The 24,619-nt window shown below is 54.6% G+C and carries 23 protein-coding genes; 8 read left to right on the forward strand and 15 right to left on the reverse strand.

The annotated features are described in order from the left end of the window. Positions 1-166: 166 nt before the first annotated feature. The 3 genes from A3193_RS16475 to A3193_RS16485 all read right to left on the reverse strand — a co-directional run bounded on the left by A3193_RS16475 (position 167) and on the right by A3193_RS16485 (position 4,027). Complete coding sequence (locus tag A3193_RS16475; RefSeq protein ID WP_069015310.1) at positions 167-2,215, reverse strand: sodium-translocating pyrophosphatase; 2,049 nt, start codon at positions 2,213-2,215, stop codon at positions 167-169. Between the two features lie 155 nt (positions 2,216-2,370). Then, entirely contained in the window at positions 2,371-3,627 is a 1,257-nt protein-coding gene (locus tag A3193_RS16480) for a 6-phosphofructokinase (protein ID WP_069003151.1), read from the reverse strand. Between the two features lie 43 nt (positions 3,628-3,670). Further along, positions 3,671-4,027 carry a hypothetical protein gene (locus A3193_RS16485; RefSeq protein WP_069015516.1) on the reverse strand — a complete coding sequence of 119 codons (357 nt, stop codon included), beginning with the start codon at positions 4,025-4,027 and terminating at the stop codon, positions 3,671-3,673. A gap of 705 nt (positions 4,028-4,732) precedes the next feature. Between A3193_RS16485 and A3193_RS16490 the strand changes: the two genes are divergently transcribed. Next, positions 4,733-6,349 (forward strand): adenylate kinase family protein, encoded by a 1,617-nt coding sequence (locus A3193_RS16490; RefSeq protein WP_069015311.1) that lies wholly within the window; start codon positions 4,733-4,735, stop codon positions 6,347-6,349. 39 nt (positions 6,350-6,388) lie between these two features. On the opposite strand, the gene A3193_RS16495 is transcribed toward A3193_RS16490, so the two are convergent. Then, complete coding sequence (locus A3193_RS16495; protein WP_069003149.1) at positions 6,389-7,084, reverse strand: VPLPA-CTERM sorting domain-containing protein; 696 nt, start codon at positions 7,082-7,084, stop codon at positions 6,389-6,391. Positions 7,085-7,525: 441 nt separating this feature from the next. Between A3193_RS16495 and A3193_RS16500 the strand changes: the two genes are divergently transcribed. From A3193_RS16500 to A3193_RS16520, 5 genes are all read left to right on the forward strand, one after another. After that, complete coding sequence (locus tag A3193_RS16500; RefSeq protein WP_069015312.1) at positions 7,526-8,011, forward strand: TlpA disulfide reductase family protein; 486 nt, start codon at positions 7,526-7,528, stop codon at positions 8,009-8,011. Between the two features lie 102 nt (positions 8,012-8,113). Then, positions 8,114-8,335, forward strand: coding sequence for a DUF4266 domain-containing protein (locus A3193_RS16505; RefSeq protein ID WP_069004083.1), 222 nt, complete (start codon positions 8,114-8,116; stop codon positions 8,333-8,335). Beyond that, entirely contained in the window at positions 8,326-9,609 is a 1,284-nt protein-coding gene (locus A3193_RS16510) for a DUF3570 domain-containing protein (protein ID WP_069015313.1), read from the forward strand. The genes A3193_RS16505 and A3193_RS16510 overlap by 10 nt, the downstream gene beginning before the upstream one ends. A gap of 34 nt (positions 9,610-9,643) precedes the next feature. Continuing rightward, positions 9,644-10,537: an FAD:protein FMN transferase gene (locus tag A3193_RS16515; RefSeq protein ID WP_069015314.1), complete on the forward strand. Its 894-nt coding sequence runs from the start codon at positions 9,644-9,646 to the stop codon at positions 10,535-10,537. A gap of 115 nt (positions 10,538-10,652) precedes the next feature. Beyond that, on the forward strand, positions 10,653-11,102 hold the full coding sequence (locus A3193_RS16520) for a ligand-binding protein SH3 (RefSeq protein ID WP_069003145.1): 450 nt from the start codon (positions 10,653-10,655) through the stop codon (positions 11,100-11,102). A gap of 163 nt (positions 11,103-11,265) precedes the next feature. Here the strand turns inward: A3193_RS16520 and A3193_RS16525 are convergent, their stop codons facing one another. The 7 genes from A3193_RS16525 to hslV all read right to left on the reverse strand — a co-directional run bounded on the left by A3193_RS16525 (position 11,266) and on the right by hslV (position 17,765). Then, entirely contained in the window at positions 11,266-11,784 is a 519-nt protein-coding gene (locus tag A3193_RS16525) for a zinc ribbon-containing protein (protein WP_069003144.1), read from the reverse strand. A gap of 350 nt (positions 11,785-12,134) precedes the next feature. Then, positions 12,135-13,793, reverse strand: a complete 1,659-nt coding sequence (gene ubiB / locus A3193_RS16530) for a ubiquinone biosynthesis regulatory protein kinase UbiB (RefSeq protein WP_069015315.1) — start codon at positions 13,791-13,793, stop codon at positions 12,135-12,137. Continuing rightward, positions 13,790-14,419, reverse strand: coding sequence for a ubiquinone biosynthesis accessory factor UbiJ (locus A3193_RS16535; protein WP_069003142.1), 630 nt, complete (start codon positions 14,417-14,419; stop codon positions 13,790-13,792). Before A3193_RS16535 ends, ubiB begins: the two co-directional genes overlap by 4 nt. A 4-nt stretch (positions 14,420-14,423) precedes the next feature. Further along, a complete protein-coding gene (ubiE, locus tag A3193_RS16540; RefSeq protein WP_069015517.1) occupies positions 14,424-15,173 on the reverse strand; it encodes a bifunctional demethylmenaquinone methyltransferase/2-methoxy-6-polyprenyl-1,4-benzoquinol methylase UbiE in 750 nt (249 codons plus the stop codon). A gap of 32 nt (positions 15,174-15,205) precedes the next feature. Next, positions 15,206-15,574: a gamma-butyrobetaine hydroxylase family protein gene (locus A3193_RS16545; protein WP_069003141.1), complete on the reverse strand. Its 369-nt coding sequence runs from the start codon at positions 15,572-15,574 to the stop codon at positions 15,206-15,208. Positions 15,575-15,705: 131 nt separating this feature from the next. Then, on the reverse strand, positions 15,706-17,043 hold the full coding sequence (gene hslU / locus A3193_RS16550; protein ID WP_069003140.1) for an ATP-dependent protease ATPase subunit HslU: 1,338 nt from the start codon (positions 17,041-17,043) through the stop codon (positions 15,706-15,708). A 176-nt stretch (positions 17,044-17,219) separates the two neighbouring features. After that, complete coding sequence (gene hslV, locus A3193_RS16555) at positions 17,220-17,765, reverse strand: ATP-dependent protease subunit HslV (protein ID WP_068994662.1); 546 nt, start codon at positions 17,763-17,765, stop codon at positions 17,220-17,222. Between the two features lie 181 nt (positions 17,766-17,946). Here hslV and A3193_RS16560 point away from each other — a divergent pair, with 181 nt between their 5' ends. Beyond that, a complete protein-coding gene (locus tag A3193_RS16560) occupies positions 17,947-18,963 on the forward strand; it encodes an outer membrane lipoprotein-sorting protein (RefSeq protein WP_083218141.1) in 1,017 nt (338 codons plus the stop codon). 51 nt (positions 18,964-19,014) lie between these two features. Further along, positions 19,015-21,918, forward strand: coding sequence for an efflux RND transporter permease subunit (locus A3193_RS16565; RefSeq protein WP_069015316.1), 2,904 nt, complete (start codon positions 19,015-19,017; stop codon positions 21,916-21,918). 1 nt (position 21,919) lies between these two features. Here A3193_RS16565 and xerC read toward each other — a convergent pair whose 3' ends face one another. Genes xerC through lptM form a run of 4 tightly spaced genes read right to left on the reverse strand, consistent with a single transcriptional unit; the run spans position 21,920 to position 24,500 of the window. Beyond that, positions 21,920-22,837: a tyrosine recombinase XerC gene (gene xerC, locus A3193_RS16570; RefSeq protein ID WP_139116878.1), complete on the reverse strand. Its 918-nt coding sequence runs from the start codon at positions 22,835-22,837 to the stop codon at positions 21,920-21,922. 6 nt (positions 22,838-22,843) lie between these two features. Next, positions 22,844-23,539 carry a DUF484 family protein gene (locus A3193_RS16575; protein WP_069003137.1) on the reverse strand — a complete coding sequence of 232 codons (696 nt, stop codon included), beginning with the start codon at positions 23,537-23,539 and terminating at the stop codon, positions 22,844-22,846. Beyond that, entirely contained in the window at positions 23,536-24,366 is an 831-nt protein-coding gene (dapF, locus tag A3193_RS16580; protein ID WP_069015317.1) for a diaminopimelate epimerase, read from the reverse strand. Before dapF ends, A3193_RS16575 begins: the two co-directional genes overlap by 4 nt. Continuing rightward, positions 24,363-24,500, reverse strand: a complete 138-nt coding sequence (gene lptM, locus A3193_RS21050) for an LPS translocon maturation chaperone LptM (RefSeq protein WP_083218140.1) — start codon at positions 24,498-24,500, stop codon at positions 24,363-24,365. Before lptM ends, dapF begins: the two co-directional genes overlap by 4 nt. Positions 24,501-24,619 lie beyond the last annotated feature (119 nt).

Here is a 24,619-nt window from a genome sequence, read left to right on the forward strand (position 1 = left end):
TGTAGAGACCTTGATAAACCTTGATTTTTCAATGATATGTATTCAGGTCGTCTGATTCAGATCTGTCTGCTTGAAGGATTTGAGCTAAAACCATAGTTACAAAATGGTCTTAGGCTATAAAAAAGGGGAGCCGAGGCTCCCCTTGAAGTTTTGTTGCTGTGCTCTTTTAGAGAAGTGGCACTATCAACAGGGCGACAATGTTGATGATCTTGATCAACGGATTGATCGCAGGACCAGCGGTGTCTTTGTAGGGGTCGCCGACGGTGTCGCCGGTGACAGCCGCTTTATGGGCATCAGATCCTTTACCACCGAAATTACCATCTTCGATGTACTTTTTCGCATTGTCCCAGGCGCCGCCGCCAGCGGTCATTGAGATGGCCACGAACAGGCCGGTGACAATGGTGCCGATCAGCAGACCACCCAGGGCTTGTGCGCCGAGGAACAGACCGACCAGTATTGGTACGGCAATCGGTAGCAGTGACGGGATGATCATCTCCCTGATCGCGGCTTTGGTCAGCATGTCCACGGCATTGCCGTACTCCGGTTTCTCGCTGTGGTCCATGATGCCCGGTTTCTCACGAAACTGACGACGTACCTCGTTGACGATACCGCCGGCCGCACGACCCACGGCTTCCATCGCCATGGCGCCGAACAGGAAGGGCACCAAGCCACCGATCAACAGGCCGATCAGGACCATGTGATTGGAGAGATCGAAGCTGATCGCTGTACCGGTATGGCTCTCAAGGCTGTGGGTGTAGTCGGCAAACAGTACCAGCGCAGCCAGACCGGCAGAGCCGATGGCATAGCCTTTGGTGACCGCTTTGGTGGTATTGCCAACCGCATCCAGTGGATCGGTGATGTTGCGGATCTTCTCGTCCAGCTCGGCCATCTCAGCGATACCACCGGCGTTGTCGGTGATTGGACCGTAAGCATCGAGTGCAACGATGATGCCGGTCATGGAGAGCATTGAGGTGGCTGCCACAGCGATACCGTAGAGGCCAGCCATATCATAGGCACCCCAGATCGCCGCACAGATCACCAGTACCGGGGCAGCGGTGGATTTCATCGAGATACCCAGGCCGGCAATGACATTGGTGCCGTCACCGGTGGTGGAGGCTTCCGCGATGTAACGCACCGGATTGTACTCTGTGGAGGTGTAGTACTCGGTGATGACCACCATGGCAGCGGTCAAAACCAGGCCGATCATGGCAGAGCCGAACAGCGCCATGACTGGATCGGAAACCGTGGTGTCACCTGCGGTCAGCACCACACTGCCCATCATGTAGTCTGTGACGTAGTAGAAGGCGACAGCGGCCAGTACCCCGGCGACAATCAGTCCCTTGTAGAGGGCAGGCATCACGTTGGTATCGCTGTCCTTGGCCCTGACGAAGTAGGTGCCGATGACAGAGGCTATGATAGAGACTCCACCCAGCACCAGCGGATAGATGACGGCTTCATTGCTGGCGCCCGTAACCAGCAGACTGCCGAGCAGCATGGTGGCAACCACGGTTACCGCATAGGTCTCGAACAGATCAGCGGCCATACCGGCACAGTCACCCACGTTGTCACCTACGTTGTCGGCGATGACCGCGGGGTTGCGTGGATCATCCTCCGGGATACCGGCCTCTACCTTGCCCACGATATCGGCGCCCACATCCGCACCTTTGGTGAAGATGCCGCCACCCAGTCGGGCGAAAATGGAGATCAGTGAACCGCCGAAGGCGAGACCGACCAGGGCGTGCAGGGCCTGGCTGTCGGAGACACCCATCATGTTCAGGACGTAGTAGTATCCGGCAACACCCAGCAATGCCAGGCCAACCACCAGCATACCGGTGATGGCGCCGCCACGGAAGGCGACCTGCAGTGCCGCATTGATGCCGTCGTGGGCCGCTTCAGCGGTACGCAGGTTGGCGCGAACCGAGATGTTCATGCCGATATAGCCCGCCAGGCCGGAGAAGATGGCGCCAATCGCAAACCCGATGGCGGTGGCACTATCCAGGCCGAAGTAGATCACCACCAAAACCACGATACCGACAAAGCCGATCGCCGTGTACTGGCGGTTCAAATAGGCTTGAGCGCCTTCCTGCACAGCGCCGGCAATCTCACGCATTCTTTCGTTGCCTTCCGGCTGCGCGAGAATCCATTTGACGGATATGAAGCCGTAAGCCAGTGCAGCTGCGGCACAGGCTAGGGCAAAGATCAGTTCTGTATTCACTTTATAGATCCTCCTGAGATATTAAAAAAATAAAACTTGATGCATTTCGTTTGCCCAGCTTTGACCGACCTCCACTACGATTGATTCTCCGGGGCAATCGTTACCGGTTGCTGAGCACAAAAAAAGGGGCTGAAGCAGCCCCTGTTTGTCGTTATCTATAGTTCGAAAACGTCTAGTTTTTTCGGTACTGCTGCCCCTTTCATGGTGACATAGTCAGGCATGCCGTTATCCAGGTATGGGGGGTAGGCCTCCCCTTTGATCAATGGGTAGAGGTACTCTTTGCAGGCCTCTGTGATACCGAAGCCATCCTCAGTGATGAACTCCATTGGCATCATTTTTTCCACATTGGCGACTTCGCTGAGCGGCGCTTCACCGATGGACCATTTATAAGGATTGGAGGATTCACGAACCACGGTGGGCATGATGGAGTTTTTACCCTGCAGTGCCTTCTCCACAGCGGCCTGACCCAGGGCATAGGCCTGTTCCACGTCAGATTCAGAAGCGAGATGGCGAGCTGCCCGTTGCAGGTAGTCTGCAACCGCCCAGTGGAATTTGTGTCCCAGGGCATCTTTGATCATATTGGCGACAACGGGAGCGGCACCGCCCAGCTGAGCGTGGCCGAAGGCATCCCGGGTACCCTGTTCGGCGAGGAATTTTCCGTCGGGCCAGTGACAACCCTCGGATACCACGATGGTGCAGTATCCGAACTCCTTAACCTTGGCATCCACATTGGCAAGGAACTTCTCCTGATCGAACTCGATTTCAGGAAACAGTACCACAACCGGGATGCCCTGGTCTTCGACCAATCCACCTGCGGCGGCAATCCAGCCCGCATGGCGCCCCATCACTTCGATGACGAAGATCTTGGTGGAGGTGGCTGCCATGGAGCGAACATCGTAGGAGGCCTCCAGAGTGGAGACGGCGATATATTTGGCCACGGAGCCGAAACCCGGGCAGTTGTCGGTGATCGGCAGATCGTTGTCGACGGTTTTCGGGACATGGATGGCTTGTACAGGAAATCCCATTTTTTCAGAGAGTTGGGAGACCTTGTAGCAGGTATCCGCAGAGTCGCCGCCACCGTTGTAGAAGAAGTAGCCGATGTTGTGAGCTTTGAAGATCTCGATCAGGCGCTCATATTCACGCTTGTTGTCTTCCAGGCTCTTCAGTTTGAAACGGCAGGAGCCGAAGCCGCCGGAGGGGGTGTGCTTGAGTGCCGCGATATCTTCTGCAGACTCCTGACTGGTATCGATCAGATCTTCGGTGAGTGCGCCGATGATGCCGTTACGGCCGGCGTAGACATTGGCAATCTGGTCAGGATGTTTACGGGCTGTTTCGATCACACCGCTGGCGGAAGCGTTGATTACTGCGGTTACGCCTCCTGATTGTGCATAGAAAGCATTTTTTGCTGTCATTGATGATCCCCTTATGTTATTGATATTGAAATATTTTATAAATTTATTCGGTCGCTTGGATATCACCTTTTTCCCGAGCCGAATGATCCGCTTGGGTCTGCAGCAGTGACACCACACATTCTGTCAGGTCGTCGTATTCGCGCACCCCGGTACCGTACTGCTGATACCCACGGTAAAAGAACTGGCAGCGGTATTTTCGGCTGCCGGTTTTGAAAATGATGAAGTTACACCCCTCCTGATTCCAATAGACGGCCGGGCAGCTGCTCAGCTCCCGGTCCGAAGGCATCAGACGGATCTCAGCGTCTGCGATCTGCGTCTCCACCTTGTAACCATATCGCTCGGTCAAAGTGGTTTCGATGATCCAGAGCTCAGAATCTGTAATGTCTGGTATTTCAGACATGAGGTTACTCTGCATACAGTCACTTCCTGAGGCAGAGAAGAATAATCTAATCGACCCTTTTAGTACATACTGACCAGACCATGGTATCCCGATCATGCCCCGGGTATTGGCGCACGGCGAGCCATCAAGATGGCGCCATCGCACGGGCAATGCCGGTTTTAGTCACGCAGTCCGGGTTCTACACCCGGCGGGCTGTCACTCTATACCCAAGGATTGGGGATTGATGAATGGCTCAACCTGTTGGGACGGCGGCAGACCGGGGGCCGCCTATTAACTGCGAGTTACGTCTCTATCTGAGTCTTTGCTGTAGCCCAGAGTGTCAGGATCCTTATGTCTGGTTGGTAAAGTCCGTTGACTTTACAGGAAATCTTGGATTAGCTTAACCAAGCGAACCAGATTCGGCTAATCCAAAAGTTGGATGGAGCCATGGAATTTCTTAATTGTTAGTCAGTTGAAATCAGTGAACGCAACCCGGCAATTCGTACATTTCGATTCGTAGAGCCTATGTATCATGCAGTAGACATCCTTTGTGCCCAGGGCCAAGGTTTAACTAACAACCTGAATACAAAACTAAAAATTCTATGTACAGTGCAGCTAATCAGGCATCTGCCTTGATCCTGATTCAAACGGGGTCAGGCTGGCTAAATTGCTGTTTAGCAAGGGATTTTACGATAATGTGATCTGGCCAAGGGGGAATTGTAAGGAATGCGTATCGTGATACTCGGGGCGCCTGGAGCCGGTAAGAGAACCCAGTCCGCTCTGTTGGCAGAAAAGCTTGGTCTTGCCATCGTAACCACGGGTGATTTACTCAAGCAGGCGATCGCTGAAGAGAGCCAATTGGGCCTGGAGGTGAAGGCGCTGCAGGATGCGGGACGGATTGTAACGGAAGATATCATTCTTGGACTGCTACGGGAGCAACTGCTGCTTCCTGCCATGGCGGATGGATTCATTCTCGACGGATTTCCCAGAAACCTGTTACAGGCACTTACCCTGGATGAGCTTTTGCAGGAGATCGGCCAGCCACTGGATCTGGTGTTGTTGATCGATATCGATAATGACCACCTGATGGAGCGCCTGGTTGGCAGGCGGACCTGTCGCAGCTGCGGCCAGCTCTATAATGTCTACCGCAATCCACCCATTGTCGATGGGGTCTGTGATAGCTGCGGTGGCCGACTGCACCAACGTTCAGATGACAATGAGGAGACTGTCAGCAGCCGGATTCATGTTTTCGATCATCTGATCGCGCCGCTCATCACTCATTATGAAAAGAGTCGCCGGTTGGCTCGGGTGGATGGCAATGGTAGCCTTGAGGCGGTTTTCGGGCACTTGATCCAGGCGATTGAAGATGCCCAGAGTTCCACAGCTGCAACATCAGACACGGCAAACAATGGAATTGAACCCCCTGCGCAGATGTCAGGTTCCCAGGCCGTGACGCAGGCTGAGGCAGTGTCTCAGGCCGAACCCGGGGAGCAAATCCAAGCGAGGGATGAGAAGCGGGCTAGCGAACCGGTGAAATCAGATAAGCGCCCATCCAAACAGGCCTCAAAAAAGACTACCCAGAAAAAGAGAGCCGCTAAAGCGGCCAAAGCTTCGAAAAATCCCCCACAGAAGAGTGCCAAACCGAGCGGGACAACAAAGGCCAAAACGAGCAAGCCGAAGAGCAAATCCAAGGGAAGTGCCAAGCCGGCTATGAAGCGTGCAAAACCCTCATCTGAAAAGTCAGCTCAGGTAAAGAAAAAGAAAAAAATCAGCAGTAAGGCAAAAGTTGCCAAAAAATCAACCAGCAAGAAAGGTAAGCCGGTAGCAAGCCGCAAAAAAATCGCTCGAACGAAGAAAAAGATCACAACCAAGCGCCGTTCTACGGCAAAGGTTGTGAAAAAGTCTGTTGCCAAGAAGCGTAAACCGACAACGCCATCGAAGAAAAAGGTCAGTGTAAAGACCAGATCCGCTGCAAAGAGCGTCAAGCAAAGCAAACCATCTGCAAGCCGGAAAAAAGCCGCGTCATCAAACAAGAAGGTTGTGAAAAAACAGCTTCAGGCAGCGAACACGAGCAGTAGAAAAAAACTGCTTAAGAAAAAGTCTGCTGCCAAGAAAACAGTGAAAAAGCAGGTTGCAAAAACAGCCAGGAGCTCGGCAAGCAAAAAAACTATTGCCGCCAAGAAAAAAATCTCAACGAAAAAGGCCAAGGCCTCTCAGGTTAAAAAGGTATCGGCAAAGAGAGCTAAGAAACAATTAGGGAAAAAGTCGTTGGTGAAAAAGGCTGCAACCAGGAAGAAGAGAAGCGCCTCCAAACAGACGCTTAAGAAAAAATTGAAAAAGTGATTAACGGATCAGGCCGCTGTTCAAGCGGCCATAAATCCATCAGCCCTTACGGTGTTGCCTCTGAAATCCGATCAGGCCAATCAATCCCGAACCGAACATCCAGAAAGCGGCTGGCAGTGGAACAGGAGAGGGGGCGGCGATACCATCGAGCTCGACAAGATAATCCTCGCCATTAATGAAATCCTCAATGCCAAAAAATGCTGTGCCTGTCAGATCAAACAGAGCGGCATCGGTAGTAATCGATGAGAATCGGCTGGATTCGGGTGGCTCCAGTTCGGTGGGGAAATCGAATATCAGATCATTCCCATCATTTGATCTGGTTGCCAGATCAGGACCTAAATCGCCAAGGCCATCAAGGCGATATTCTACATCGGTCAGATAGCCGCTGAATCCTGTTACCGACCAATCATATATCCCGAGATTGCTCTCACTGGTGACAGCCAGGTCATGGATGCGTCCTGAAAATATAAGTTGATTGGTATTGGTGGACCTGACGACTCTATCCAGGTAGTGGCCGGTTAGTAGTGTGGCGCCACTGGGATCTGTCACTTCAAATCCAATTAGGTTTTCATGCATCACCGTGCCCGCGAGATCCGCGTCAATGGTGGATGTTGTACCATTGAGCGTGATGGTGGTGCCAGGGGAAAGAAGGGCTGCGGAAGCGGCACTAAACCAGAGGCCCAGTCCAACAACGAAAGCGAGTTTTGAAAAATGGATGGAGAGCCTTTTAAGCATGACAATACTCCTTTATCGACATGAGACAATTGAACGATTGTGGCTATCTGGATGTGAATTATCTTCACTGGAGTATATAGCAGGGTTTCGAGGTTCACCACCATAAAGCGTTTGTTGTTCGTGATGAGTAGTTACTGGTCATTGTTTTATTTCGTCAAGTCAAACAGTGTCATATAACTGGGCTGTTTCTATGCAGCGTTTATCAAGTTCTCTTTAAAGAAACTTTGTAAACATTGTTATTTGCCTACAGCTCAATCTCTCCTGTTCAAATCTCACTGGACTAAGTGCTTTGCAACAGTTGCTAAGATTTGGCAGATGGGTGATTGGGATATGGATTGACAGTAATCAACAAGACCGTTTGTATCGGTTAGACTATTTTTTATGTGGAAACCTGAATCATCTTGTTCGTATATTGATGTAGCAGCACTCTGGGCCTTGAATATGAAACAGATCAAAATACTTCTTATTGCCGTCATACTGACCCCAGTCCTGTTTTTATTTACGGCTGAGACAAGCGCTGAGCAACGGTCCGTTGAAGGGGGCGGGAAAGCTGAATTCAATCTCGAAGCGTATCGAGGCAAGGTGGTGCTGCTCGATTTTTGGGCCTCCTGGTGTGGCCCCTGCCGTGAAGCTTTTCCCTGGCTGAATGCGATGCAGCGAAAATATCAGGGGCTTGGTCTGGAGGTCATTGGCATCAATCTCGATCTGTCCCGTGAAGAGGCGGATCAATTTTTAGCCAACACGCCGGCTGAATTTACGCTTCACTATGACCCTGAAGGCATGTTGGCAAAACGTTACGATCTTCAGGGTATGCCAGCTTCCTATCTGTTCGACAGGAAGGGCAGGCTTCTGATCACTCATACCGGGTTCTTTAAATCCGAGACACACCAGCGAGAGTTGGAGATCAGACAGGCGCTTAGACTCTAGCTAAAATGCTAAATCTCTCTTCAGTATTAAGCTTGGTGAAAGAAAACTATATCATAATGAGTGTTTCTGGCTTTGGTCCAGCACGCTGAGGATGAACAACGTATGTCAGTCAAGTTGCACCTGGTAACACTATTTGTCGTGTTGTTACTGTCAGGTTGCGCGAATCTGGGAGTAGAGCCCTGGGAGCGCAATATTCTCGCGAAACCGGAGATGCAGTTGATTGAGGATCCGGTCAGTTCCGGTCTTGATGATCATATCTATTTCAGTAAAGAGGCATCGAGTGGTGGCCGGGGTTTTGCCGGAGGGGGTTGTGGGTGCAATTGAAGAAACAGAAAAAGATAAGCCATGCACTGACTGCGGCAACCTGCAGTCTGCTTGGGATAAACAGTAGTGAGAGTTTGGGCGAGGAGGGGGACTGGACATTCGATAGCGCGGTACTCTACTACTCCGAGGTGGACAGAGTGAGCGCCGTGGAACCGGTAATCAGCGCCACGCGGGATTTTGGTGATGAGAAGGCGCTGAACCTGAAACTGGTTTTCGATACCTTGACCGGGGCCTCGGCAAACGGTGCAACGCCGAGTGATCAGCCGCAGACTTTCACCCGCCCTTCGGGTCGGGGCAGCTACGCCAGTGAGGCGCAAGAGACGCCTCTGGATGACACATTCAAAGACAATCGATTCGCACTCAGCTCCCAGTGGGAACAAGCCGTCAACCGGGAATACCGGACAGGGTTCGGTATCAATTTCTCTACAGAATATGACTACAGCTCATTGAGCGCCAATGCCAACCTGTCCAGGGATTTCAACAAGCGTAACACCACATTGAATGCAGGCCTCTCGGTTGCCTACGATACGATCAGTCCGGAGGGCGATATACCGGTTGGTCTGTCGAGCATGGTCATCAATACCGGTCAAGCGGATTATCGGTCTGAGTTCAACACGACCCGGGGTGAGGGTGAGGATAACAAGGATACCCTGGATCTGATCTTTGGCCTTACTCAGGTGATCGACCGCAATACCATCATGCAGGTGAGCTACGCATACAGTGATGTCTCCGGTTATCTGACCGATCCCTATAAAATCGTCAGCATTGTCGGTGATGATGGGCGTCCGTTTGAGTATCGCTACGAACAGCGACCGGATTCACGCAATAAACAGAGCCTCTACTGGCAGGCGAAACACCAGTTTGAAGCGGATATCATCGACCTCTCGTATCGCTATTTCTGGGATGACTGGGGGATCACATCCCACACCATCGACCTGCGATATCGTTGGATGCTGGGTGGACGGCAATATCTGGAGCCCCATATCCGCTACTATGATCAGAGTGAAGCGGACTTCTATCGGCGGTTTTTCATTCAGGGTGAAAGTCTGCCCGACCAGGTCTCTGCCGATTATCGGCTGGGGAGTATGAGTGCGCTGACCATTGGTATGAAATATGGTATGGCTTTGAGTAATGAGCAGCAGCTGAGCCTGCGTCTGGAATACTATCTGCAAAGCAACCACAACACCGAGTCGGTGATTCCTGGGATACTCAATGATATGGAACTCTATCCCGATGTAGAGGCGATCATTGTCCAGTTCAGCTATAAGTTTTAAGCAATCGAGATGCTGCTGATCTGGCGTCGCAACAGTGATTGATCGTCCAGTCAAACTGAATGCTGCAGATGGTTATTGGGTCGGTTCGTTTGAGGCCATGGCAAGCCCCTGTGAGCTGTTCATGGAGGTCGATGATGAGACGTTGGCAAACAGGCTGCTTAACATCGCGGCCAGAGAAGCCTGGCGCATAGAGTCCAAGTTCAGTCGCTATGTGAGTGATAATCCGGTAGATCGGATCAACAACAGTGGTGGGCAAGCGGTTGAGGTTGATGAGGAGGTTGGCCAGTTGCTCGATTTTGCTCAGGCCTGTTGGCAGCTGAGCGAGGGGATGTTCGATATCACTTCCGGTGTGTTGAGGCGGATCTGGCACTTTGATGGTGGACATCGACTGCCCAGTCAGCAGCAGGTGGATCAAATTCTGCCCTTGGTGGGTTGGCATAAACTGACTTGGGAAAGGCCCTACCTGACCCTTCCCCCAGGCATGCAGGTCGACTTTGGCGGCATCGGTAAAGAGTATGCGGTGGACAGAACGTTACAACTGTTGCAGCAACAGACCGATCAGGCCCTGTTGATCAACTACGGTGGCGATATCTGTGCAGGCGGGGCAAGGCAGTCCAATCTGCCCTGGTCGGTCGGCCTTGAGCACCCCAGTCACCCCGACTCACCAAAGGGTGTGCTGAGGATCCGTCGAGGAGGCCTGGCAACCAGTGGTGATACCCGACGCTATTTACTGCATCAGGGAAAGCGCTATGGTCATGTGCTGAATCCCAAAAACGGCTGGCCTGTTGAGGGGGGCTTACGTTCGGTTACCGTTGCGGCGGCAAGCTGTACCGAAGCCGGATTATTGGCCACGATGGCGCTGTTGCAGGGGCCAGATGCAGAAGAGTTTCTGCAGAACCAGGATGTCCAATATTGGGTGATTCCCTGAGCCGGCCTGATCTGAATGTTGGAAATTCTATATAAAACATAAGGATATCGGTCCAGAACTATTTCCGAGTATTTAAGTCAGATATTTAGAATATTAGGAAATACTGGAGGTAGCCATGAACGGTTTGATTGCTGACTTTCCTTATGATGGTGTGGTGACAGTGAATCGTGTGATCCTCAAGCCGGGTTATACGGTGGATGATCTGCAGGAGCGGGTTGCCGAGCTGTGTGAGAACGTCAAGACCTATCACTCCGAGAGCGGTTTCATCGGCGGCTTTGTAGCACTGAACAGCGGCCAGATCTCCAATGAGGGGTCGACCATCGGTCAGCCGGTATCAAGTGAGCTGAAAGCCCGGGAAGCCTTGATCGTGACTTTCTGGCGAAGCTTTGAAGAGCATGAGCTGTCGCATCGCAGTGAGACCTTTCAGCCCCTGTTCAAACGGGTCGTGGCGATTTGTGAGAACGGTAACGAGGAGATCGCCTATGAGATGCTGTGGTCGGGCAAGGCCTACAGTGAGGAAGAGGCGAAAGCGGCCAGGGAGGCCAAGGCCCGCTATGCTGCGTAGCGATAACATGTACCCCCCAACTTTGCGGATGAAGTTGGGGGTACAACCTAGTGGACTTTGTTCTTTTCACACTCTATTTGTGGTTGACTCCCATATATTGAGCGCCATCTGTCTGATGGCGCTTTCATCAATCCGCAAATTCGCCATATCCCCAGCCTGGAGTTTAACTGCCGGAACGTTGAAAGTCGGTTCCCTTGCAGCCTGAGCAGGGTGGGATGTGGCCGGTTTTCTTGAAGTGCATCTCTTTGCCGCATGCGGCACAGATCAGGGTACCCGGTCCGGTAACCTCGCCGGTATGGTAGAGGGATGCGGTATTGGCCCGCTGGGCCAGTTTGGCCAACTCCAGTTTGGTCTGATCGGCGACGCTGGTGAACATCTCCAGCATCCGCTCTTCCACCTGCTGTACATCGAAGCGCCACCAGGCTGAGAGCTGTTCACCGGTCTCCAACAGATAGTTGGCTGCATCTTTCATATCCCGCTCCACATAGGTGGAGACCTTTTCAGCCTCTTCCCGGCTCAATTCACCCAGTTCGATCATCTTTTCCCGTGCCTCTTCAAGATAATCCTTGAGGCCGGGCAGGGTGTTCTCCCGGGCCGATTCGACGGCTTCGTGTACTTCGTGCAACATCTTGTCGTAGGCTTTCGCCAGGCGTTCCATCGGATCTTGGGGGGTCTCTGTCATGCTTCTCTCCTACGCTGAACCATAGTTTAATCATGGATCAATTTTTCAGTTGCGCCAAGCGGAGTCGCAGGATGTGAATAAAGTCCGCAAATGTTATGAGAGTATCGTGTTACAAGTGCAGGCGCTTCATATTGCAACAAAGCAAACCATGGCCTGATATGGATGGCACTTAGCTTAAGCAGTATTTGGTGGGGCAAGGCCCCACCCTACTGTAAATTGAGGGTGTAGGGTGGGGCCCTGCCCCACCAACAGCCTTTGCTTATACTAAGCGCAATGAGTGTCTTGGTACTTCAGTAAGTACCATTCAGACCTGATACTCTTCGCTTTCATTCGTGGACTGATTATTCTTCTTAACCGGAGGCTTTGATCCAGCTCCTCAGCAGCAGGATACCGCCGCCGCTGCCCAGGCCGAAGCCGAGCGCGGTGGCCAGGGTGACCGGAATCAGTCCGCCGCTGCCGAACACCAGTAGCAATGAACCGCTGAGCAGCAGTGCGCTGCCGGAGATGGTGGTCAGAGTATTGAGGTGGTTGTGTTGCATCTGCTGGCGCAGTTTCTGCAGCTCTTGCGACTCCCAGTTGAGGGTCAGCTTGCCTGCCGCTGCGTCATCGATGATCTTATTCAGTTTATTGGGCAGATCCGGCAGGTTTTCCGCGATCTGGGGAAGGTTCTTTCTCAGTTTGCCGACAAATGCCCGACGTCCAATCTGTTCACTCATCCAGCGTTCGAGGAAGGGTTTCGCGGTGGTCCAGAGATCGAGTTGTGGATAGAGCTGACGACCCAGACCCTCAATATTCAACAGGGTCTTCTGCAGCAGCACCAGTTGTGGCTGGACCTCCATATCGAAGCGCCGTGCGGTCTGGAACAGGCGCAACAGAAAGTGACCGAAGGAGATCTCGCTAAGGGGTTTTTCGAAGATCGGCTCGCTGACGGTGCGGATCGCCGATTCGAACTCTTCCACCCGGGTTCCCTTGGGTACCCAGCCGGAGGCCACATGGAGCTGGGCGACCCGTTTGTAGTCCCGGTTGAAGAAGGCGAGCAGGTTCTCAGCCAGGTAGCGCTTATCCTCTTCGGTGAGCGTTCCCATGATGCCGAAATCCACCGCGATATAACGTCCGTCGGGTTCGACGAAAATATTGCCCGGATGCATGTCGGCATGAAAAAAGTTGTACTTGAAGACCTGGGTGAAAAAGATCTCGACGCCCCGTTCTCCAAGCAGTTTCATACTGATGCCCTGCTGGCGCAGTGTGTCGATATCCCCGACGGGAGTACCGCTGATGCGTTCCATGACGAACACATTCTGCCGGGTCAGGTCCCAATAGACCTCAGGTACATAGAGGGTTTCGCTGTCGAGGAAGTTACGCCGCAACTGGGAGGCGTTGGCCGCTTCCCGCATCAGATCCAGTTCATCGAAAATGGTCTTCTCATACTCCTGTACAACCTCCACCGGCCTGAGTCTGCGCCCCTCCTTCCAGTACTTTTCCGCCAGATGGGCGATGGTGAAGAGCAGATCCACATCCCGGCGGATGGTCTTTTCGATGTTCGGTCGCAAAACCTTCACCACCACCTTGCGCCCATCCTTCAATTGGGCGGTGTGCACCTGGGCGATGGAGGCCGAGGCAAGTGGTTTTTCATCGAATGCCTCAAGCAACTCATCGATCGGCTTTCCGAACGCCTTTTCGATGATTTTTCTCGCCTGGCTACCAGGGAAGGGGGGGACCCGATCCTGAAGTTTGGCCAGTTCATTGGCCAGGTCGTCTGGCAGCAGGTCGCGGCGGGTGGAGAGGATCTGGCCGAATTTTACAAAGATCGGCCCCAGATCTTCCAGTGCCCGGCGTATCCGCACCGGGTAGCTTCCACGGTCCTTGCGAAACCAGTACCAGGGAGAGAGATAGATCAGAAATCGGATTGGCCGGAACAGGTGTGTGGCAAGGATCACCTCATCCAGACCGTGGCGCAGCAGCACCAGATTGATATGGATCAGACGGATTGCTTGAGAGGGACGAATCACGAGGTTTTGTCCTCTTGGTCGTCACGGCGGGAGAGCCTCTGAACGCGGGCTTCAAGACGTTCCACATCGTCACGCAGGCGATCCACGTCCTGCAGAAAGGGTTGCATCTCGTAGCGTCCGGGAATCAGCCGTAACTCCTCCTCAAGATACTCTTTCAGGTTGAGGCTGGCGGTATCATTGAGCTCTTTACCCCACCCCAGGAAGCCCCGTGCCATGCTACCGATCTGATGGGCGGCGATGTCACCGGTGAGTCGGGAGAGCTGCTCTTCCCAGTCGATATCGAGGCTGCGGAAGAACTCACCGAAACGTTGTGCCAGGGCAGTATCCCCCTCGATGGTGACCGAACCGTTGAATAACTGATCGGCACTGTTGCTGGAGTTGCGCATGCCTGCCAGGTCGAGCAGGGTGCCGCGCAGCAGGCAGTCCGCTTCGCCTTCGAAATGGCTAAGGACCTGGAATCCCTGAGGTTCGGGGATCATATAGAGATTCAGCCCGGTTCCCAGCAGGTCCAGCTGGATGACCCGGCCCTGCATCGGGGCCAGTCGATTGGCGGCCTCAGGGTCGAGGTTGATGGCTTGGTTGAGCAGTTGCTCCAGGCTGGCGAACAGGGCGGCTGTGATGGTCATGGCGTTAGACTTTATAGCCCCGGTGTATGGCGACCACCCCACCGGTCAGGTTGAAGTAGTCGCATCGCTCGAAGCCGGCATGTTCCAGCATACCTTTGAGGGTCTCCTGGTCCGGGTGCATGCGTATCGATTCCGCCAGGTAGCGGTAGCTCTCCTCATCCTGAGTGACCAATTTGCCGATCTTCGGCAGCAGCGTGAAGGAGTAGAGGTCGTAGACTTTCTGCAGTGGCTGAAGGACCGGTTTGGAAAACTCCAGTACCAGCAGACGTCCGCCGGGCTTGACCACCCGGAATATGGCATTCAACGCCAGCTGCTTGTTGGTGACGTTACGCAGACCGAAGCCGATGGTGACACAATCGAAGTGGTCGTCGGGAAACGGCAGGTATTGGGCATCCGCCTGAACATATCGGACATTGGCTACCCGGCCCTCGTCGATCATCCGGTCCCGGCCCTGGGAGAGCATGGCGGCGTTGATGTCGGAGAAGACCACCTCCCCCTCATTGCCGACCAGGCCACTGAAGCGGGCTGACAGATCGCCGGTGCCGGCGGCCAGGTCGAGAACCCGCTGTCCCTGACGGACACCGGACATTTCGATGGTTTGGCGTTTCCACAGCCGGTGAATGCCGAATGACATCAGGTCGTTCATCAGGTCATATTTGTTGGCGACGGAATCGAATACCTGCCGAACCCGTCCCGCTTTTTCGCTGACCGGCACATCCTGATAGCCGAAATGTGTCGTCTTCTCATCCTTCATGGCATCACCAATTGTTTCAATCAAAGAGCGCCTTAAGCCGATGGCTCCTTGCGCTGGTAACCTGCCGCCTGCAGTCGTTGCAGATAGTCCTGCCAGTAGCGCTCGTAGTTGACGCCCAACTGATACAAGGTATCCCAGGAATAGATTCCGGTGTTGTGCTCATCGTCGAAATGGAGGCAGATGGCATAATTTCCCACAGGTTCAATATGGGCAATATTCACCTCTTCCTTGCCAACCTGCAACACTTCTTGTCCCGGACCATGGCCCTGAACCTCTGCTGAGGGGGAGAAGACCCGCAGATACTCAGCGGGATAGCTGTATTTGTTACCGTCATCGAAACTGATTTCCAGGACACGGGACTGCTTATGCAGGTGGATCTCTGTCGGATTGGGGTGTGACATGGTTTTCTCTCAATTCATCTGTTATTCAATTGTTGGGCGCGGCCACTTTATATCGGATCCGGTGACCCATAAGCAGGCTTTAAACAGGGTTTGTCCCAGTCAAGCAGCTGTCGATCGCCTGTTGCTGGTCGCTAAAGGATATATTGGCTCAGGTCCTCATCCGCCACCAGCTGGGAGAGCTGACTGTCGACATAGGCCTCATCGATGACGATGGTTTTGCCGCACTGCTCCGAAGCTTCATAGGAGATGCTCTCCAGCAGTCGCTCCATGACCGTGTGCAATCGCCGGGCGCCGATGTTCTCGGTTCGCTCATTGACCTGCCAGGCGGTCTCCGCGATCCGCTTGATTCCTCCCTCGGTGAACTCCAGGCGTACCTGTTCCGTATCCAGCAGGGCCTGGTACTGTTCGGTGAGCGAGGCATCGGGTTCGGTCAGAATGCGGGTGAAGTCATCGGTGTTGAGGGCCGACAGTTCCACCCGGATCGGCAACCGTCCCTGCAGCTCCGGAATCAGGTCCGAGGGCTTGCTGAGGTGGAAAGCGCCGGAAGCGATGAACAGGATATGATCGGTCTTCACCATGCCGTGCTTGGTGGAGATGGTGCAGCCTTCCACCAGCGGCAGCAGGTCCCGCTGTACCCCCTCACGGGATACGTCGGCGCCACTGGCCTCTGCCCGGCTGGTGACCTTGTCCAGCTCGTCGATGAACACGATGCCATGCTGCTCCACGGTCTCCAGGGCGCGTAGCTTGAGGTCCTCCTCATTGATCCGCTTTGCCGCCTCTTCGTCGCTGAGCACCTTGAAGGCGTCTTTGATTCGTAACTTGCGCCGACGGGTTCTGCCGCTACCCAGATTCTGGAACATTCCCTGCAGCTGGCTGGTCATCTCTTCCATGCCGGGAGGCGCCATGATCTCAACACCCACCGGTGTGGTGTTGACCTCGATTTCGATCTCTTTGTCGTCCATCGAGCCGCTGTGCAGCTTATCGCGGAACTTCTCCCGGGTTGAGCTGGAGACGCTGCTGCCGCTCTCGTTGTCGTCCCACCCAGTGGGTTTGGGGGCCGGTAACAGCACATCGAGTATGCGCTCTTCCGCGGCATGGCTGGCCTCTTCGGAGACCTTATCCATCTCCCCTTCGCGGACCATTTTCACCGCCGAATCGGCCAGCTCGCGAATGATTGAATCCACTTCACGACCCACATAGCCCACTTCGGTGAATTTGGTCGCTTCCACCTTGATGAAAGGTGCATTGGCCAGTTTCGCCAGGCGGCGGGCAATCTCGGTTTTTCCTACCCCGGTAGGGCCGATCATGAGGATGTTCTTGGGTGTGATTTCATTCCGCAGGGCCTCATCCACCTGGGCCCTGCGCCAGCGGTTACGCAGCGCAATAGCTACCGCGCGCTTGGCATCGTTCTGGCCGATGATATGTTTATCCAGTTCGGCAACAATCTGTTGGGGTGTGATTTGCGACATGAAATAAAGCCTGTTTTTACTCCGCCTTGGTTTATCTACAGTATCCTCAAGGCGACTTATCGAATATGGTTTTTAAGCGCTGTCGCGGCTGATCAACACAGTTTCCGCCCCGCTGCCTGTCGACAGGGGTGTGCTTGATTCTGCCGACCACGCAGCTCGGTTCGGGCTCATCTGGATTAAGTTTCGCTATCCAGCTCTTCGAGCACCCGGTTGTGGTTGGTATAGATGCAGATGTCAGCGGCTATACCAAGCCCTTTTTCGACGATCTCACGGGCACTGAGTTCCGTGTTTTCCAATAAGGCACGGGCGGCTGCCTGGGCAAAGCTGCCGCCGGAACCGATCGCCATCAGACTCTGTTCCGGTTCAATCACGTCGCCGGTGCCCGAGATGATCAGAGAGGCCTTGGTGTCTGCCACGCAGAGCAGTGCCTCCAATCGACGCAGTGCCCGGTCGGTTCGCCAATCCTTGGCCATTTCAACCGCTGCACGGGTCAGATGGCCCTGGTGTTTCTCCAGTTTACCCTCAAACCGCTCAAACAGGGTGAATGCATCAGCCGTGGCGCCGGCGAACCCGGCAATCACCTGGCCTTTGTGCAGCTGACGGACTTTGCGGGCATTGCCCTTCATGACCGTATTGCCCAGGGAGACCTGGCCGTCACCGCCGATCACGACTTTACCGCCGCGTCTGACGGAGAGAATTGTGGTGCCTCTGAAATTTTCCACTTCTATCCTGAATGCTTGACTAGAGAGCCGGCAATTGTACCTGAGGGGCGGGCCGGTGAAAAATCGGTTTCAATTGTGATTAGCCATTGCGTGATCGCTGTTCGGTTTGTTTCTATCCACGCTCTGGCGGGATTCAAGGTCTACCTTTCGGCTGTGCAATGGATTGTTAGAGGGAAGCAACATGATTAGGGATTTCACTCGCTTGTCTGCTGTGGTCATCCATGGCAGAGTCAGGACCATGTATCGAAAATGCCCATATTGTCTTCTGGCAGGTCTGATCTGGCTGTTTGGTGATCGACTCTTGGCTGCTGATTTCGTGCCTCAATCGGAGCCGCTGAACGATGCGGATGAGATTGCGCAGCAGGCCTATACCGCCGCCCATGGTGGCCTGCTGGACAATGCCCTCAGCCGGCGTCAGGGCCGGGATGTTTCCGTGGTGGTCAATCGGGCACCACTGGCGATGCGTACCCAGGGACGCAAGCCCGGCGTCCAGACCTTCGATACCTATGTCAACAATTCGCCTTCCGATCCGGCGATCAAATCCCTGCAGATGGCGATATTGACCTCCGGCAAGACCAAGGGGACCGGTGTGCTGTTGACCCGCTATGCAGACCCGCAGAAGAGTGCGACTCTGTCGATGTGGCTGCCCGCATTGCGCAAGATCCGGCGCATCAATGAGCCCTCCTATGAAGACGTCTGGTTCGGCACCAACCTGACCTATGGTGAGCTGGTTTTGCGCACCCCGGAGGATGAGATTCATGAACTGCTCGGGCTGGGCAGGATTGAGAACTGCCTGGAGGTGATGCAGCTGGAGCCCTGGGAGAGGAGCCGCTACACCCTGAGACTGCCCGGACCCCAGTGCGCCCACATCGGCAAACCGGTCTATCGATTGAAAAGCACAACCCGGTTCAAGAACTGGTGGTACGACTACCACATCAGCGATATCGATCAGCGAACCTTTGCGGTCTATCGCACGGTCTATTACAAGAAGGGCGAAAAGATAAAAACCGTCTCGGTGGATTGGCAATCGCTTGATCAGCCGGATCCACGTATCAGCTATCCCCGTTATATCTATGCCATCAGCCATCAGGATGGCAAGGACAGTATGGTCTTCGTTCCGCGCAACACCATCTCCCTGAATGTTGAGCTGGACGACAGCTACTGGTCTGAAGAGACCCTGCAGGGTTATGCAAAATAGTCTTGGATCGAGCGGCTACCGGGCTGCAGCAATGCGAGAGGTTGTGAGTCGATGAGTGCCAGGCGGCGGGACTACGCTGCAGACTACGCCAGGTTCGTGCTCAGACATCGCCGTTTGACCATTCTGCTGCTGTTTGCGGCAACCCTGACAGCCCTGTTTTATGTCGATCAGGTCAATCTGCGCAACGACCCGGATTCACTGCTGCCCCTCTCCAATCCCTATATCGCGACCAATCTCTACAGCGATCAGACCTATGGCATGGGCAATCTGATGGTCTGGGGTATGAAGCTGAAACAGGGGGATATCTATCAGCCCTGGTTCATCAAGATGGTTGAGGACTTCTATCGGGATGTCAGCGAACTGCCGTTTGCCAATGTGGCCAACTTTGTCGGCCTGCCCTCATCCAAACTGCGCAATCTGGGCATCACCCCAAACGGCAGTCTCGATTTCAGTCGGCTGCTGCCGGCGGCCGGTTTATCGGATGATCCGCGACTGCAGCAGCACCAGATCAACTATCTGCGTGCCGGTCTTGAGAAACACATTGTGCTCGAGCCACTGCTGGTCTACTACCAGGATGGCCAGGGTCGGAAGTGCGACATCCTCGGTGAGGACGGCCTGATCTCGAACGCCTCGATCGGCCGGGTACATGAGCGCTGCCGGGCAACGGGTACCTTTATCATCGGTGATTTCAGCAATCAGTTGAAACAATACCATCTCGATTGGATTGCCGACGTTCGCCAGCTGATGGAGGATTACGAGACCCGTTATGGGGAGCGGGTGGAGTTCTACATCTCGGGTGAGCCCTACTTTCTGGCCTCGATGGTCGAGGAGTTGTGGGACAAGGCCTGGCTGTTCGCCATTTCCCTGCTGATCATTCTGCTGGTGCTCTGGTATGAGTTCCGCCATTGGAGTTGTGCCGTACTGCCACTGGTGGGGGTGGGGATGACCATCATTCTGACCCTCGGACTGATGGGCTATACCCAGTTCAAGCTCACCACCATGATGGCCCTGACGCCGATGCTGTTGCTGGCGATCGGCATCGGCCACTCGATGCAGATCACCCGACGCTTCATGCAGGAGCTGCACGCCACCCAGGACCCGGAGCAGGCGGCATTCACCTCGATCCGCCATACCGTGGTGCCGGCAGTGCTCTCCATCGGTACCGATCTGCACGGTTTCTTTGCCATCTCATTCATCGATATCTCTTTCTACAAAGCCTATGCCTACTTCGGCATCTTCGGTATGTCGACCCTGATTCTCACCACCACCACTCTGATTCCCCTGATGATGGTGAGTTTCCCGCCCAAGCTGCGTGACAGAAAACATGAGCGGGGTTGGGAGCTGCGGCTGGCCAAAGGAGTAACCGGCCTGCTCACCGGACCAATGAAATGGCTGCCGCTGGTGGGTGTGATCGGGCTCTGGCTGGCATCCGCATCGATGGCTGAGCTCGACAAAGGCTTCTCAGCTCTGTTGTCCGGTGAGGCGGGCCGGGCCGATCCGGAAGTGGCCCGCATTCAGGATGAGTTCGATATCATGCCGGGGGTTGAGAAGGGCATTCACTACCCCAGGGCGGCCTACAAGGATTACTACCTGCTTGGTGAGCTGACGGAAGCGGGGGGTGAGGTTGAAGCGATCTCCGATCTGCAGATCCTGTCGCAGATGATGCCCGGGGTGATTACCGCCAATATCGTGATTCGCTCGAAGGCGGGAACTCTGCCCCATTGTGGCCTGGATGCCTGGAATCTACGGGGTGAACGGGTGATCGGGCCTGACCGCTGCTACGATGAGATGATCGATCCGCCCCAGGGTATTTTCAATAATGCGGAAGTGGTGCGGGCCCTGTCGGAGTTCGAGGATTGGCTGCGTGCCCATCCCCATATCGGTTATACCACCTCCTATGTGCAGTTCGTGAAAACCCTGAACATGATGCTGAATGCCCCGTTCGGGGCGCTGCCGATGGCGCATATGAATCTCTATGCGATCCCTGATCTGCAGCATATGCAGCAGAACCGCTATGCCTACCGGGCCGGGCCGGATGGTCGTCTGCCGGATCCACAGGAGATCATCCCCCTCTATAACGGCATGCTGCAGGTGAGTGCGGCGACCGGTGAGCTGGATGCCTTCGTCAACACCCGTACCTGGGATGAGGGGATCATCGTTGGATTTGTTAATACCATGGATCCGAAACTGACCCATCAGACCATCCTCGATATACAGGGCTACCTGAAGAGGCACCAGGATGATCCGGGGATGGCGCTGATTACCGTCGGTGTGAAGCCCGGGGAAGAGGTTGTCCTGAAGGGTAGCGGGGATCAACCGGAGGAGCGGGTTGTGACCGATCGTTCCATGTCCGACAAAGCGCCCATAGGCGGTTTTCTCGGGGTAACTGAAGCGACCCGTGACGTGGCGTTCAAAGAGTGGCTGAACGCTCCGGTTGCCACTTCGCTGACGGTGTTTCTGATGACCCTGATCATGTTTCGCTCCTGGACCATCGCCCTGATTCTGATCAGTCTCTGCTTTATCACCCTGATGACCCAGTATGGCCTGGGGGCCTACATGACCTCGATCAAGGAGTGGTCGGCCAATCTTGCCTTCCATGTCCAGGTCGCATTGAGTATCGCCATGGGGCTCGGGGTGGATTACGGGGTCTACATGGTCTCCCGCCTGCGGGAGGAGGTTCAGGCATCGGCCAGGGACTGGCAGCAGGCTCTGCAGAAAACCCTGGAGACCACAGGCTCTGCGATTGTGATCTCCATGGTGGTGCTGCTGGGCAGTTTCATCCCGCTGATGAATACCGAGCTGGCCAATCTCTGGTCGGTCAGTCTCTATATCTCAGAGGCGTTGATCATGGACGTGCTGATCGCCTTGATGGTGTTGCCTCTGGTGGTCTACTGGTTGAGACCCGATTTTGTCTTCAAGACTGATTCGCAAACCCGGACTGAAGACCGTGATTGATTCAGTCTGAGCGCTTTTTAGCCCTTGGGTGGGCCTTGTCATAGACCTCACTCAGATGCTGAAAATCCAGGTGTGTGTAGATCTGGGTGGTGCTGATATTGGCATGGCCCAGCAGCTCCTGTACTGCGCGCAGATCCCCTGAGGATTCCAAAAGATGGCTGGCAAAAGAGTGGCGCAGCAGGTGGGGGTGGACGTTTCTCGGCGCTCCCTGACGAACCGACCACTCATGCAGCTGCTTCTGGATGGTGCTGCGGCTGATGCGTCTGCCCCGTACACCGACGAACAGGGCGGTCTCCTCATCCCTGGCAAGCTCGCCACGCACTTTCAGCCACGCGCGAATTGCCTCGACTGCCTTTCGGCCCACTGGCAGCAGACGTGTTTTCGCCCCCTTGCCGGTCACCTCCACGATCTGTTCATTCAGGTCGAGATGGTTGATATCCAGTGCAATCAGTTCGGCAAGCCTCACCCCGGAAGAGTAGAACAGCTCCATGATCGCCAGATCCCTGAGGCCGATGGGTGAGTTGTCATCAATGGACAGCAGCTGGTTGAGCTGGTCAACATCCAGGGTGGTGGGCAGCTTGCGGCGTACCTTGGGGGCCCTGACGCCCAGTGCGGGATTGGCCTCTACCCGATTCTCCCTGAGCAGATAGTTGTACAAGGATCTCAGACTGGAGAGCTCCCGATGCAGGCTCTTGGGGGAGTACCCCTGGCGATGCCGGCTGGCGATATAGTGGCGTACCTGCTGCTGGGTGAAGTGACCCCAGCTGGCGATCTTCTGCTGTGCCAGCCAGGCTGCGGCAGCACGCAGATCCCGGGCATAGCTTTCACGGGTTCGGGGAGAGAGACGGCGCTCGTGAGTCAGGTGGTCGAGAAACGACTCGACCGATTCGCTTATCTGCTGGCTATTCGGCACAGCCATGCGGGCTCAGATTCCGGGCAGGGATACTGCCTGAAGCGTCCTGCTGATGATCTCACCCAGGCGGGTGAGGAACTCTGTACCATGGTCCGGAGCAAACCGTTCAGGATCACAGCTACCGATTGCCAGCAGTCCGAGTACCCCTTCGCTCTTCAACGGGATCAGCGCGGTCGAAGCGATGCGATCACCTTCGGTGCCGAAGATATAGTCAAGCTGCTGCTGATCCATCTTGCCGCAGATCGGCTGGTTCTGATTGAAAAACTGCTCAAATGTGGCGACCTGCCCGTTGAGGGAGTCCTGCAGGTGGTCATCGAGCTGGCTTGAGGAGAAGAGTCTCAACTCCACGGCGTCAGCCTTGAAGTCATCATGCAGCTCGTCCTCCAGGGCATTCAGCACCTCCTCAAAGGTGGCGGCATCGATCAGTTCCAGGGTCAATCGATGCATGCGGGCCTGCAGTTGATCGTTGGTTCTGGCGACCTCGACCAGATTGGCCAGTTGCTGCTGGGTATCTTTCAGCTGCTTGCGTAACGCATCCACCTGGCGCTCGATCAGCGAGACGGCATCACCACTTGCATGAGGGATCTCCATCTCAGCCAGTAGCTCGGGGTGGCGCAGCAGAAAACCTGGATTGTCACGTAGATAGTCAGCAATCTGCTGATCGGTGCCATCAACCTTGATGGGGTCGTTAGGGGCTTTATGGCTCATATTTCGATGGCTCCTTCATACACAGTTTCCGCTGGACCTCGCATGAGTACGGTGCTGCCTTGTCCGCTCCACTTTATCACAAGATCGCCTCCGCGTAGGTGCACAACCACCTCCTCCTCCAGCAGCCCGAGCAGACGACCTGCGGCAACAGCCGCGCAGGCGCCACTGCCGCAGGCCAGGGTTTCACCGCTGCCCCGTTCGAAAACCCGCAGTTTGGTCTCGTTGGGACTGATCACCTGAAGAAATCCAACATTGGTGCGTTGGGGAAATCGTTCGTGTCTCTCGATCAATGGACCGAGCCGCTCCACCGGGGCGAGATCGGTATCACCGACCATCAGCACGGCGTGGGGATTACCCATCGACACGGCGCAGATGGCGTATTGTTCGCCATTGATCTGCAGTGGGTATTGATCAGCCTGCTGTTCTGCGACAAACGGGATGGTCGCCGGATCGAATGAGGGTACGCCCATATCGACCTCGATCTGATTGTCATCCAAATACCGCAGAATGATGATTGCCGTGCTGGTGCCGACACGGACAGATTGTAACTCGCTGAGCCCTTTGCGTCTGATGAACTGGGCAAAGCATCGGGCGCCATTGCCACAGGCGCCGGCCTCGCTGCCGTCGGCATTGAAGATGCGAAAATGAAAATCGGTTTCGGGCAGTTTTGCCGGTTCCACCAACAGAATCTGATCGCAACCTATGCCAAAGCGTCTGTCGGCAAAATGGCGGCAGATATCCTCGCTTAAAGTAAATTGCTGGTTAACCGCATCGATAACCACAAAATCATTGCCGAGGCCATGCATTTTGGTGAATTTGATTATCATGATGACCCGTTCTCAGCAGAAGGTTGTGATGATTGATCAGCCGGGTGATGCAGCGGACCTTTCTGACCGCAGGCGGAGAGGGTCAGAATGATAAGCAGTGCCATCAGGGTTGGCTGGGTTAGTCCTAATTTCATATGTTGATGAGTTGAATCGTCATTCAATTACAATCGCACACCACGGCTGGCCCGAAGATTCGAGGCAAATTGCACTATATCAAACAACAGCCCAAAGGTGAGCTGTTATTTGTGTTTGC

Source organism: Candidatus Thiodiazotropha endoloripes, assembly GCF_001708965.1.
GTDB classification, from domain to species: domain Bacteria; phylum Pseudomonadota; class Gammaproteobacteria; order Chromatiales; family Chromatiaceae; genus Thiodiazotropha; species Thiodiazotropha endoloripes.